Source organism: Streptomyces fildesensis (genome assembly GCF_016107395.1).
Taxonomy (GTDB): Bacteria; Actinomycetota; Actinomycetes; order Streptomycetales; family Streptomycetaceae; genus Actinacidiphila; species Actinacidiphila fildesensis.
Window position 1 is genome coordinate 136,446 of the sequence record NZ_JAAIKO010000001.1, and the last position, 12,269, is coordinate 148,714.

The window sequence follows — 12,269 nt, forward strand, 5'->3', positions numbered from 1 at the left end:
CCGCAGGCCGTCCGCCCTGATCGCCGACCGCAGGCCGTCCGCCCGGATCCTCGAATCCAGCACCTTGCCTCCCAGTGCCTGCGACGGGCGCGGCCCGACCCCCGTTGAATCCTCGGAGGATAGGGCCGCGCCCGTCGGGCGGGAGACCGATATGCGGTTTGGGCGGAGTGGGCCTGTCGTCAGTCACCCCTACGGGTGAGCTTCGGCTCCGCTCCCGGCGATGATCTCGGGTGCCTGTTCCGGCACCGGTGAGATCTCGCCGGAACGGATCAGCTCGATCCGCATCATGACCTTCGACCGGAGGTCGGTGGGAACGTCGTCATGGCCGCAGCAGCGCTTGACGAGCTTCTTCACCGCCTGCTCGAGGCCGTACTTCTCCAAGCACGGGTGGCACTCGTCGAAGTGCTCCCTGAACTTGGCGCAGGCGTCGTCGGACATCTCCTCGTCGAGGTACTCGTAGAGGTGGTCGAGTACCTCGGAGCAGTCCGTCTCATGTGCGTTGCCGCAGCTCATGTCCCTGAGCCCTTCTCGTCTCCCGCGCCGGCCGGGACGAGCCCGCGCTCACGGGCGTAGTCCTCGAGCATCGAGCGCAGCTGGCGCCGCCCGCGGTGCAGTCGGGACATCACCGTGCCGATGGGTGTCCCCATGATGTCCGCGATCTCCTTGTACGCAAAGCCCTCGACATCCGCGAGATAGACGGCGATACGGAATTCCTCGGGGATCGCCTGCAGCGCCGACTTCACATCGGAGTCGGGCAGGTGGTCGAGCGCCTGGGACTCGGCCGAACGCAGGCCGGTCGACATGTGCGACTCGGCGCGTGCGAGCTGCCAGTCCTCGATCTCCTCCGAGCCGCTGCGCAGCGGCTCGCGCTGCTTCTTGCGGTAGGAGTTGATGAAGCTGTTGGTGAGAATGCGGTAGAGCCACGCCTTGAGGTTCGTTCCCTCACGGAACTGGTGGAAGGACGCGTACGCCTTCGCGTACGTCTCCTGCACCAGGTCCTCGGCGTCCGCGGGGTTGCGGGTCATCCGCAGCGCGGCCGAGTACATCTGGTCGAGGAAGGTGAGGGCGTCACGCTCGAAGCGCTCATTGCGCTCCGCGGAGCTCTCCTGTGCTTCCTCGCCGGCCGTGCCCGCAGCACCCGCTGTGCTGTCGTTGGTGCCGGTGACCGGAACCACCTCCTCCAAAACGGTCACGGGCCCAAAACCGGACCCGCTCGGTTCGGAGGATATCCCGCTGGAGATCGGCGTGCCGGGCGTGCCGGTCCTGCCGCCTGTCGCAGGCCACTGGGCCCAGTCCAGGTAGGGCGCCTTCGCCTTCGCGTTTGCGCGTGGCTGGCATGCGGCTGAAACCATGCGGCTGCCTTCCTCACTCTGCGTTTTCGTACCGGTGATCCGGACAACGCACGGATCACGGCCGTCATTCCCGCCGTTCCCGCGCCCGTGTGCGAACGGACGTGTGTCCGAGTGCGGACAGCCAGTCACCGACACCGTCCGTGATCACGGAGAGTGCGTCCTCCTGGGAGAGGTCGGCCCTCTTCGGGACGGCGAAGCCGTGGTCGGCGTACGGCACCGCGACGATCTCCGTCCCGGCGGGGAACTCCTCCGGCGGCCCGAACGGATCCCGGCCGCCCTGCACCACCAGCGTCGGAACGCCGGAGCCCAGCAGCTCGGCGGCCCGGGACTTCTCCGGCCGGCCCGGCGGATGCAGCGGGAACGACAGGGCCAGCACGGCGGCAGCACCCAGCTCCACAGCCGTGCGGCAGGCGACCCGGGCCCCGGCGCTGCGGCCGCCCGCGATCACCGGCAGGCCGGGCTCCGCCAGGACGGGCCACAGCGCGCGCCAGCCCACGTCCAGGGTCTTCGGCGCGGGCGCCACCTTCCTGCCCGCCACCCGCCACGGCTGCTCGACCAGCGCCACGGTCACGCCCAGGGCGGGCAGCGCGGCCGCCAGCGCGACCAGGTCGCGGGCCTCGATGCCGCCCCCTGCCCCGTGTCCCAGCGCGAGGACCGCCCGCGCGTCGCGCCCGCCGTCATGCCACGTCACGCGGGCCTCGCCCGCCGGTGTGTCGATCACCCGCCCCATCCTGCCGGTCCCGGTCAGAAAAGGGTTTCCTCCGCGGGGGCGGCGAGCGCGTCGGTCAGCTGCGGCCCGTTGTTCCTGACGTTGCTCACGTCCGTGCCGACCGGATACAACCGCACCGTTCCGGCCGGCGGCGGCACGAGCAGGCCGCGCAGCTCGTCGGGATCGGTGGTGGCCGGATCCAGCCAGGCGTCCCAGCGGTCCGGGGCCAGCATCAGCGGCATCCGGGGGTGGACGGCGGCCAAGGAGGCCGGTCCCTCGCCGGCGAATCCGGCGGGCGGGGTCTGCTCCGCCTCCGTCGTGATGACGGTGCAGGTGGACCACCACGCCTGCGGGTGGTCGTCGGGCAGCGTCCGGTCCCGCCAGAACTCGTACAGCCCGGCCATCGCCATCACCGAGCCGTCCGCGGGGGTCACGAAGTACGGCTGCTTGCGCGCCCGCTTCTTCTTCCCCTGCTCCTCCAGCTGCCGCTCGTCCTTCGCGGTCACCCACTCGTAGTAGCCGTCGGCGGGTATGAGGCAGCGGCGGGCGCTGAAGGGGCGGCGGAAGGACGGCTTCTCGTGCACCGTCTCCGCCCGTGCGTTGATCATCTTCACGCCGACGTCGGGGGTCTTCGCCCATGACGGCACCAGCCCCCAGCGCAGCTTGCGCAGCTGCCGTACCGGCTCGGGGGTCTCCGCGCCCTTCAGCGGACGCTCCAGCACGACGCACACCGGATCCGTCGGCGCCACATTCCAGTTCGGCGCCAACTCCTCCTTCGGCTCCCGCTGTTGGACCTCGAAAAGAGCCGCCAGATCCTCGGGTTGCCGGCTCGCCGCATATCGACCACACATGAGTGCCAGACTGCCACGGCACTCCGACATGGCGCCGCACGTTGCAGGGGAACGATGGATATCAAGAGCTTCACGGAACTATGGGACCGCGTGGTCGGTACCCAGCCCGATCCGTCGGCCTGGCTGGTCGGCGGTACGGCGCTGATAGCGCTGGCCGCCGTGCTGCCGGACGGCATATGGCGGCTGAGCCGCAACGCGATCACCATCGCGCACGAGGGCGGCCACGGCCTGCTCGCGCTGCTCACCGGGCGCAGCCTGGAGGGCATCAGGCTGCACTCGGACACCTCGGGCCTCACCGTCTCGCGCGGCAAGCCCTCGGGGCTCGGCATGATCCTGACGGCCGCCGCCGGGTACACCGCGCCGCCGCTGCTGGGCCTGGCCGGGGCCGCGCTGCTGGCCGCCGGGCACATCACCGCGCTGCTGTGGGGGGCCACCGCGCTGCTGCTGGCGATGCTGATCATGATCCGCAACGCGTACGGGGCGCTCACGGTCGTGGTGACCGGTGCCGCGTTCCTGCTGGTCTCCTGGCTGACCGGACCGCAGGTGCAGGCGGCCTTCGCCTACCTCGTCGTCTGGTTCCTGCTGCTCGGCGGCTCGCGTCCGGTCTTCGAGCTGCAGCGCACCCGCAGACGCGAACGGTCGAACACCTCGGACGCGGACCAGCTGGGCCGGCTGACCCACACCCCGGTGGGCCTGTGGCTGCTGCTGTTCTACGCGACGGCCGTCTGCGCGCTCGTCGGTGGCGGGCGCTGGCTGCTCGGCCTGTGAGGCCGGTGGGCCCCACGGGGTCCTCGCCGGGCTCCGGAACGGCCCTCCGCGGCCTCCTGCCCGGCTCCCGCACTCCGGGCGGGGCCGCCGCCAGCCACTAGGCTTGGTGCCCATGACCGACAGTTCCCCGCACACCGCTCTCTGGCCCGCCCCCGTCGCCTCCGGCCCCGTCGACGCGACGGTCACTGTGCCCGGATCCAAATCGGTCACCAATCGCGCGCTGGTGCTCGCCGCGCACGCCTCCGAGCCCGGCTGGATCCGGCGCCCGCTGCGCAGCCGCGACACCGTGCTGATGGCGGACGCGCTGCGCGCCATGGGCGTGCAGATCGACGAGCAGGTGAACACGGGCGGCGGCGGTGAGGCCTGGCGGGTCATCCCGGCCGGGCTGCACGGCCCGGCGCGGATCGACGTCGGCAACGCCGGCACCGTCATGCGCTTCCTGCCGCCGGTCGCGGCGCTGGCCGACGGCCCGGTCCGCTTCGAGGGCGACCCCCGGGCGTACGAGCGGCCGCTGCAGGGCGTGATCGACGCGCTGCGCACGCTGGGCGCCCGGATCGACGACGAGGGACGCGGCGCGCTGCCGCTGACCGTGCAGGGCGCCGGCTCGCTGTCCGGCGGGCCGGTGGAGGTCGACGCCTCGTCGTCCTCGCAGTTCGTGAGCGCGCTGCTGCTCTCGGGACCGCGCTTCAACCAGGGTCTCGAGCTGCGGCACACCGGCCGCACGCTCCCCTCCCTCCCCCACATCCGCATGACGATCGACATGCTGCGGGTCGCGGGCGCCAAGGTGGACGCCCCGCAGGACGGCGGCGAGCCGAACGTCTGGCGGGTAGCACCGAGCGCGCTGCTCGGCCGGGACCTGACGGTGGAGCCGGACCTGTCGAACGCGGCGCCGTTCCTGGCTGCGGCGCTGGTCACCGGCGGCCGGGTCACCGTGCCGGACTGGCCCGAGCGGACCACCCAGCCGGGCGACGCCCTGCGGGAGATCTTCACCCGCATGGGCGGTGCGTGCGAGCTGACCGAGCAGGGGCTGACGTTCACCGGCACCGGCCGGATCCTGGGCATCACCGCGGACCTGCACGAGGTCGGCGAGCTGACGCCCGTCATCGCGGCGGTCGCCGCGCTGGCCGGGTCGGAGTCCGTGCTGTCCGGGGTCGCGCATCTGCGGCTGCACGAGACGGACCGCCTCGCGGCGCTCGTCACCGAGATCAACGGTCTGGGCGGCGACGCCACCGAGACCGAGGACGGACTGCGGATCCGGCCCCGCGCGCTGCGCGGCGGGGTCTTCCACACCTACGAGGACCACCGGCTGGCGACGGCGGCGGCCGTGCTCGGCCTGGCCGTGCCCGGCGTCCTGGTGGAGAACGTCGCCACCACCGCCAAGACGCTCCCGGAGTTCCCTGAACTGTGGACCGAGATGCTCGGGACCCCCGTCACGGCGGGGCGGGGCTGACCGCGCCATGCGTCGCTACGGCAAGAACCCCGACGAGGACGACATCCGGGTCCGCCCGAACACCAAGGGCAACCGTCCCCGCACCAACATCCGGCCGAAGCACGAGGACGCGGCCGAGGGCATGGTCCTCACCGTGGACCGCGGCCGGCTGCACGTCCTGATCGAGGACCGCACCATCGTCGCGATGAAGGCCCGCGAACTGGGCCGCAAGAGCGCCGTGGTGGGCGACCGCGTCGCGGTCGTCGGCGACCTGAGCGGCGGCAAGGACACCCTGGCGCGCATCGTGCGGGTCGAGCCGCGCAAGTCCGTGCTGCGGCGCACCGCCGACGACGACGATCCGTACGAGCGCGTGGTCGTCGCCAACGCCGACCAGCTCGCGATCGTCACCGCGCTGGCCGATCCCGAGCCGCGCCCCCGCATGATCGACCGCTGTCTGGTGGCGGCGTACGACGCGGGCCTGGAGCCGCTGCTCGTGCTGACCAAGTCCGATCTGGCGTCGGCGGACACGCTGCTGGAGACGTACGCGACGCTGGGCGTCTCCTATGTGGTCACCACCCGGGACGACTTCCTGACCGGCGGGGTGGACGCGGTCCGCGAGCGTCTCAAGGGCCGGATCACCGCGTTCGTCGGGCACAGCGGTGTCGGCAAGACCACCCTGGTGAACGCGCTCGTCGAGCGGCAGCGCGCCACCGGCATCGTCAACGCCGTCACCGGCCGCGGCCGGCACACCACCACGTCGGCGCTGGCCCTCCCGCTCCCCGGCGACGCCGACGGCTGGGTCGTGGACACCCCGGGCGTGCGCTCCTTCGGCCTGCACCACATCGATCCGTCGCGCGTCATCCTGGCCTTCCCCGAGCTGGTGGCCGGGACCGAGGAGTGCCCGCGCGGCTGCAGCCATGACGAACCCGAGTGCGCGCTGGACGCGTGGGTCGCCGCCGGTCACGCCGATCCGGCCCGGCTCGACTCGCTGCGCCGGCTGCTCGCGACCCGTGAACGCCGCGAGGGCGACTGATCCCTGGCGATCGTCCCCGGCGCTCTCGTTCGTCCGTTCGCCCGTTTGCCTCTTCACCCGAGGAACGTTGCCGCCATTTCGGGGCATGCTGTGTGATGATCCATCAGTCCGACAGCAGCGCCTCGGACGGCAGGCAGGGCGACGGAACGGGAGGCACCTCGATGGCATGGCTGCTCGTGGTGGTCGCAGGCATCCTGGAGACCGGCTTCGCGGTCTGTCTCAAGCTCTCCCACGGGTTCACCCGTCTGTGGCCGACGATCGCCTTCGCGGTCTTCGCCCTCGGGAGCTTCGGCCTGCTCACCCTGTCCCTGAAGAAGCTCGACGTCGGTCCCGCGTACGCGGTGTGGACGGGGATCGGCGCCTCGGGAACCGCCATCTACGGCATGGTCTTCCTCGGCGACATCGTCTCGACGCTCAAGATCGTCTCAATCTGCCTGGTCCTGGCGGGCGTTGTGGGTCTGCAGCTGTCGGGCTCCTCGCACTGACCGAAGGGGGCCGTCCGGCGGTGTCGCCGGACGGCCCCCTCACCTTCGTCGCGCGGACTCAGCGCGCGACCGCCTCCGAGGCGTTCCCGCCGGCCGGCTCCCCGGCCGAATCCCCGTCGTTCTCCGTGCCCTTGGCGGCCGGCGCGGACGCCGGCACCTGGCGGAGCAGGACCACCGCGAGGACCGCGGCCGTGAACGTGACGATCGCGGCGCCGAAGGCGGCGGCGTGGACGCCCGCCGTGAACGCTTCCCGTGCGGTGTCGAGCAGTTCGGTGCCGGTCCTGCCGGGGAGCTGCGCTGCCGCGGCGACCGCGCCGCCGAGGGTCTCGTGCGCCTCCGCCGGTGTACCGCTCATCCGGTCGTGGTAGACGGCCGTTCCGATGGTGCCCAGGATCGCCATGCCGAGCGCGCCGCCGAACTCGCTGCCGGTCTCGGACAGGGCGGAGGCGGAGCCGGCCCGCTCGGGCGGCGCCGCCGCCAGGATCAGGTCGGCGGTGAGGGTGCTGCCCATCAGCAGCCCGGCGGCGACCAGCGCGGCGCCGGTCAGGACGACCGCGATGCCGGAGTCCGTCCGGACCCGGGTGAGCACCAGGGCCCCGGCCGTCGTCAGCAGCAGCCCGGCGGCCAGCAGATAGGCGGGGCGCACCTTGTCGGCGAGGATGCCGGAGACCGTCATCGCGATCATGATGGCGGGCATGACGGCCATGGACCACAGCGCCGCGTGGAACGGGCTCTTGCCGAGGACGAGTTGCAGATACTGGTTGGTGTAGAGCGTGACGCCGATGAAGGCGAACATCGCCAGCACGTTGATCAGCAGGGACGCGCTGAACGTGCGCTGCCGGAACAGCTCGACGTCGATCAGCGGGTTGGCCGAGGTGCGCTGCCTGCGGACGAAGACCCAGGCCACCGCCAGCCCCACCACGACCGACAGGGCGGGCACCGGCCCGACTCCGTGCACGGCCATCTGCTTGATCCCGTAGATGACCGGGAGGACGGCGGCGAGCGACAGGAACGCGCTGAGCACGTCGAACCGGCCGGCCCGGGGGGCGCGGTACTCGGGCAGCAGCGCCGGGGCGAGGACCAGCAGCAGCACCATGGCGGGCACGTTGATCAGGAACGCGGCGCCCCACCAGAAGTGCTCCAGGACGAAGCCGCCGACGATCGGCCCGACGGTGGCGCCGCCGACCATGGCGCCGGTCCAGATGGAGATCGCGGTCTTGCGCTGCCTGGCGTCGTGGAACATGTTGCGGATCAGCGCGAGCGTCGAGGGCATGAGGGTGGCGCCGCCGAGACCGAGCAGCGCGCGAGTGGCGATCAGCACCTCGGCGCTGCCGGAGTAGGCGGCGACGACGGAGGCGACGCCGAAGGCGGTGGCGCCGATGAGCAGCAGGCGGCGCCGGCCGATCCGGTCGCCGAGCGCCCCCATCGTGATCAGCATGCCGGCGAGGACGAAGCCGTACATGTCCATGATCCACAGCTGCTGGGTGCCGCTGGGTGCCAGGTCCTCACTGATGAACGGCAGCGCGAAGAACAGCACGCTGATGTCCATCGAGATGAGGAGCGTGGGCAGGAAGAGGACCGCGAGGCCCGTCCATTCCTTGCGGCCGGCCAAGGCCGTGCCGTTCGACGTACCGGTCCCCGTCATGTCGTGCTCCCTCTGGGTGGTGTGGGCCGGACGCTGCGGCGTCCTGGCTCACAGACTCCAAGGGGGCGCTGACCGTTCGCGCACCGATCGCTGACCGGTCCGCCCGCGGCTCACCAGCCGCGTGCCAGCAGCCCGCGGACCAGCCGCGCGACCTGCAGGCAGGCGTCCTCGTCGGAGGTCGAAGGGGCGACGACGTAGGCGAGCGTGAGCCGGACCGCGGCCTCGCACGCCCAGCCGATGTCGGCCAGATCCAGCTTCGGGTAGCCGTGTTCGAGCGCGCCGACCGCCCGGTTGCGGATCTCGGTGACGATTTCGGCGGGCGAGGGCGCGACCTCCGGCGCCGGAGGCGGGGTGTGCGACGCCGGGGCGTACGACGGCGAAGCGTGCGCGGCAGCGGTACGCGTCGGATGCGGCGAGCGCTGGAGCGGGATCCCGGCGACCGCCGCGGCCGGCAGCCGCTCGCTGCGGCAGCCCGTCAGAGTGGCGCGGACCAGTGGGCTGCGGCGCGCGCTGTGCAGCGTCCAGGCCGCGGCGGCGGCGAAGCAGTCGCCCGCGTCCGCGCCCTGCCGTTCCGCTTCCGCCAGGGCGTTCTCGACCCCGGCCAGAAACGTGTCGGCCTCGCGGCGCGCGAGCGCGCGGGCGAGGCCTTCCTTGCTGCTGAACTCGTTGTAGAGGGTCTGCCGGGACACCCCGGCCGACAGCGCCACATCGACCATCCGCACCGCCGCCCAGGGCCGGGCGCCCAGTGCGGCCAGAGCCGCGTCCAGTAATGATTCCCGCGCAGTAGGCATCATTGCCTCCAAGGGCCCGCATATGTCCCGGACAGCGGCCGTGGGCAAAGAATTGACGCGTCACAGACCGCTGTCAAGGCTCCGCGCACCGTCCGCGTGACCTCGGCCGGTTGCGATCGCTACTGTTCGCCTTATGCCCGACTTCAACGACGACCTGCGCCTCGCCCACATCCTCGCGGATGCCGCCGACGCCACCACCATGGAGCGCTTCAAGGCTCTGGACCTCAAGGTCGAGACCAAGCCCGACATGACGCCGGTGAGCGAGGCCGACAAAGCGGCGGAGGAGCTGATCCGCAGCCAGTTGGGCCGCGCCCGGCCCCGGGACGCGGTGCTCGGCGAGGAGTACGGCAGCCACGGCAACGGCCCGCGCCGGTGGATCGTCGACCCGATCGACGGCACCAAGAACTACGTGCGCGGGGTACCCGTCTGGGCGACCCTCATCGCGCTGATGGTGCGCGGCGAGCAGGGTGACGAGGGTGTGGTGGGCGTGGTCTCCGCGCCGGCGCTCGGGCGGCGCTGGTGGGCCTCGAAGGGCGGCGGCGCGTACACCGGGCGCAGCCTGTCGGCCGCCACCCGGCTGCATGTGTCGAAGATCAACAAGCTGGAGGACGCGTCCTTCGCGTACTCCTCGCTCAGCGGCTGGGAGGAGCAGGGCCGGCTCGACGGCTTTCTGCACCTGTCCCGGAACTGCTGGCGCACCCGCGGCTACGGCGATTTCTGGCCGTACATGATGGTCGCCGAGGGCTCGGTCGACATCTGCGCCGAGCCGGAGCTGAGCCTGTGGGACATGGCGGCGCCCGCCGTCATCGTGCAGGAGGCCGGCGGCCGGTACACCAGCCTGGACGGCGAGCCCGGCCCGTTCGGCGGGAACGCGGCGGCCTCGAACGGGCTCCTCCACGAGGAGCTGCTGGGATACCTGGGGCGCACGGGCTGAACGAAACGGCGGCGCGCCTCCCCTTGCTGAGCCGGACAGAGCATGTGAACATGAGAATGCCCGAGCTTGTGAACTTGTGAACGCATTCTCTAGGGGTAGCCCATGCTCGTCCGAGACGCCATGAGCACCGTCGTCCTGACCATCGGACCCGCCCACACACTGCGCCAGGCCGCCCGCCTGATGGCCGTCCGACGCATCGGCGCGGCCGTCGTCCTCGACTCCGACACCTGGGGAGTCGGCATCCTCACCGAGCGCGACATCCTCAACGCCATCGGCGCCGGCCTGAACCCGGACGTCGAGACCGCCCACGACCACACCACCACCGACGTCGTCTTCGCGACGCCCGAGTGGACCCTGGAGGACGCCGCGTCCGCCATGGTGCACGGCGGTTTCCGGCATCTGATCGTGCTGGACGGCCGCGACCCCGTCGGGATCGTGTCGGTCCGCGACATCATCCGCTGCTGGGCCCCGGACCGGGCCACCGCCGGAGCGCAGAGCGCACTGGCCGGCTGACCCCCGCCCACGACCCGCGTTCACGGCCGCGCCGGCCGGGGACGGCGAAGAGGCCGGAGCCCCATGGCGTCCGGCCTCTTCGGTTTACGACCTGGGGAGCGATACGGAGCGGGCTCCCGACGCCCTGCGACTCCGCCTCCGGCGTTGTCGTCGGTCGACGACGCTCCGCGTCGCCTCCCTCCTCCGCCTTGGACGCGAAGCCGCATGACGCCGCTCGCTAATCCACTCCGCCTCGCCCCCCAGGTCGTTACGACAAGCGTCCGGTCAGCCGCGGAGGGCCTGGACCGCGGCTTCCAGCCGCTTGCCGTAGTCGGGGTCCGCCTGGCGGAAGTTGTTCACCGCGCGCTCGGCGATGTCGTCGCGCGAGACCTTGGAGATGAACTGCGCCAGGTTGTCGACCAGGCGCTCCTTCTCGTCCTCGGACATGGCGCGGTAGAGGTTTCCGGCCTGCACGAAGTCGTCGTCCTCGGCGTGCGAGGGCGCCTCGGAGGCGCCGGTGGCACCGGAGACCGGGAGCGGCTGCCACAGCGGCTCGTTGGTCTGCTGCGGGCCGCCGAAGCTGTTCGGCTCGTAGTTCTTGGCGCCCTTGTGACGGCCGTCGTACAGGTAGCCGTCACGGCTGTTGGTGCGTGCCTCGGTGGCGTGCGGGCGGTTCACCGGCAGGTGGTCGGCGTTGATGCCGACGCGGTAGCGGTGGGCGTCGCCGTACGCGAACAGCCGGCCCTGGAGCATCTTGTCCGGGGACGGGCCGATACCGGGCACGAAGTGCGCCGGGGAGAAGATCGACTGCTCGACCTCGGCGAAGATGTTCTCCGGATTGCGGTTGAGCTCCAGCTTGCCGATCCCGATCGGCGGGTAGTCCGCGTGCGGCCACACCTTGGTGAGGTCGAACGGGTTGAAGCGGTAGTTCGCCGCGTCGGCCGCCGGCATGACCTGGATCTGCACCGTCCAGGACGGGAAGTCGCCGCGCTCTATCGACTCGCGCAGATCACGCTGGTGCGAGTCGGGGTCCATGCCCGAGAGCCGGTTCGCCTCGTCCGTGGTCAGGTTCTTGATGCCCTGGTCGGTCTTGAAGTGGTACTTGACCCAGAAGACCTCGCCCGCGGCGTTGTTCCACTGGTAGGTGTGCGAGCCGTAGCCGTTCATGTTGCGCAGCGTCGCCGGGATGCCGCGGTCGCCGAAGAGCCAGGTCACCTGGTGCGTCGACTCGGGGCTCAGGCCCCAGAAGTCCCATACGTTGTCCGCCTCCTGGGAGCCGGTGTACGGATCGCGCTTCTGGGTGTGGATGAAGTCGGGGAACTTGATGGCGTCCTTGATGAAGAACACGGGGGTGTTGTTCCCGACGAGGTCGTAGTTGCCGTCCTCGGTGTAGAACTTCAGCGCGAAACCGCGCGGGTCGCGCACCGCGTCCGCCGAGCCCAGGTTGCCCGCCACGGTGGAGAACCGCAGGAAGGTCTCGGTCTGCTTGCCGACCTCGGACAGGAACGCCGCCCGGGTCCACTCCGAGACGTCACGCGTCAGCGTGAAGGTGCCGTAGGCGCCGGCGCCGCGGGCGTGCACGATGCGCTCCGGGATGCGCTCACGGTTGAAGTGCGCGAGCTTCTCCAGCAGCGACTGGTCCTGGATCAGCACCGGGCCGCCCGGACCTGCCGTCTGGCTGTTCTGGTTGTCCGCCACCGGTGCTCCGGCCTCGGTGGTCAGCGGGCCCGTTTCCTGAACCGTCACGTGCGTCTCCCTGGATCCTGATCGACCTGTCCCT

General features: G+C 71.4%; 13 protein-coding genes. 6 read left to right on the forward strand and 7 right to left on the reverse strand.

Annotation, left to right across the window (positions count from 1 at the left end; all coding sequences use genetic code 11):
• Positions 1 to 189: 189 nt before the first annotated feature.
• The 4 genes from rsrA to C6N31_RS00560 form a co-directional block, all read right to left on the reverse strand.
• Complete coding sequence (gene rsrA, locus C6N31_RS00545) at positions 190 to 513, reverse strand: mycothiol system anti-sigma-R factor (RefSeq protein ID WP_138350928.1); 324 nt, start codon at positions 511 to 513, stop codon at positions 190 to 192.
• The gene (locus C6N31_RS00550; protein WP_187145327.1) at positions 510 to 1,175 is read right to left on the reverse strand and encodes a sigma-70 family RNA polymerase sigma factor; all 666 of its coding nucleotides are present in this window, start codon (positions 1,173 to 1,175) and stop codon (positions 510 to 512) included. The genes rsrA and C6N31_RS00550 overlap by 4 nt, the downstream gene beginning before the upstream one ends.
• 241 nt (positions 1,176 to 1,416) lie before the next feature.
• Entirely contained in the window at positions 1,417 to 2,082 is a 666-nt protein-coding gene (locus C6N31_RS00555; RefSeq protein ID WP_138350930.1) for an alpha/beta hydrolase family protein, read from the reverse strand.
• 14 nt (positions 2,083 to 2,096) lie between these two features.
• The gene (locus C6N31_RS00560) at positions 2,097 to 2,912 is read right to left on the reverse strand and encodes an SOS response-associated peptidase (RefSeq protein ID WP_138350931.1); all 816 of its coding nucleotides are present in this window, start codon (positions 2,910 to 2,912) and stop codon (positions 2,097 to 2,099) included.
• A 54-nt stretch (positions 2,913 to 2,966) separates the two neighbouring features.
• Here C6N31_RS00560 and C6N31_RS00565 point away from each other — a divergent pair, with 54 nt between their 5' ends.
• The 4 genes from C6N31_RS00565 (at position 2,967) to C6N31_RS00580 (ending at position 6,627) form a co-directional block, all read left to right on the forward strand.
• A complete protein-coding gene (locus C6N31_RS00565) occupies positions 2,967 to 3,680 on the forward strand; it encodes a M50 family metallopeptidase (RefSeq protein ID WP_138350932.1) in 714 nt (237 codons plus the stop codon).
• A gap of 112 nt (positions 3,681 to 3,792) precedes the next feature.
• On the forward strand, positions 3,793 to 5,130 hold the full coding sequence (aroA, locus tag C6N31_RS00570) for a 3-phosphoshikimate 1-carboxyvinyltransferase (RefSeq protein WP_138350933.1): 1,338 nt from the start codon (positions 3,793 to 3,795) through the stop codon (positions 5,128 to 5,130).
• 7 nt (positions 5,131 to 5,137) lie between these two features.
• Entirely contained in the window at positions 5,138 to 6,142 is a 1,005-nt protein-coding gene (rsgA, locus tag C6N31_RS00575; protein WP_138350934.1) for a ribosome small subunit-dependent GTPase A, read from the forward strand.
• 161 nt (positions 6,143 to 6,303) lie between these two features.
• Entirely contained in the window at positions 6,304 to 6,627 is a 324-nt protein-coding gene (locus tag C6N31_RS00580) for a DMT family transporter (protein ID WP_138351078.1), read from the forward strand.
• A 58-nt stretch (positions 6,628 to 6,685) separates the two neighbouring features.
• Here C6N31_RS00580 and C6N31_RS00585 read toward each other — a convergent pair whose 3' ends face one another.
• Both C6N31_RS00585 and C6N31_RS00590 read right to left on the reverse strand, forming a co-directional pair.
• Positions 6,686 to 8,272 carry an MFS transporter gene (locus tag C6N31_RS00585; RefSeq protein WP_198356994.1) on the reverse strand — a complete coding sequence of 529 codons (1,587 nt, stop codon included), beginning with the start codon at positions 8,270 to 8,272 and terminating at the stop codon, positions 6,686 to 6,688.
• A 110-nt stretch (positions 8,273 to 8,382) separates the two neighbouring features.
• Entirely contained in the window at positions 8,383 to 9,063 is a 681-nt protein-coding gene (locus tag C6N31_RS00590) for a TetR/AcrR family transcriptional regulator (protein ID WP_138350936.1), read from the reverse strand.
• 133 nt (positions 9,064 to 9,196) lie between these two features.
• On the opposite strand from C6N31_RS00590, the gene hisN reads away from it, so the two are divergent.
• Entirely contained in the window at positions 9,197 to 9,997 is an 801-nt protein-coding gene (gene hisN, locus C6N31_RS00595; RefSeq protein ID WP_138350937.1) for a histidinol-phosphatase, read from the forward strand.
• Between the two features lie 102 nt (positions 9,998 to 10,099).
• On the forward strand, positions 10,100 to 10,510 hold the full coding sequence (locus C6N31_RS00600; protein WP_138350938.1) for a CBS domain-containing protein: 411 nt from the start codon (positions 10,100 to 10,102) through the stop codon (positions 10,508 to 10,510).
• Positions 10,511 to 10,774: 264 nt separating this feature from the next.
• On the opposite strand, the gene C6N31_RS00605 is transcribed toward C6N31_RS00600, so the two are convergent.
• Positions 10,775 to 12,235 carry a catalase gene (locus C6N31_RS00605; protein ID WP_198356995.1) on the reverse strand — a complete coding sequence of 487 codons (1,461 nt, stop codon included), beginning with the start codon at positions 12,233 to 12,235 and terminating at the stop codon, positions 10,775 to 10,777.
• Positions 12,236 to 12,269 lie beyond the last annotated feature (34 nt).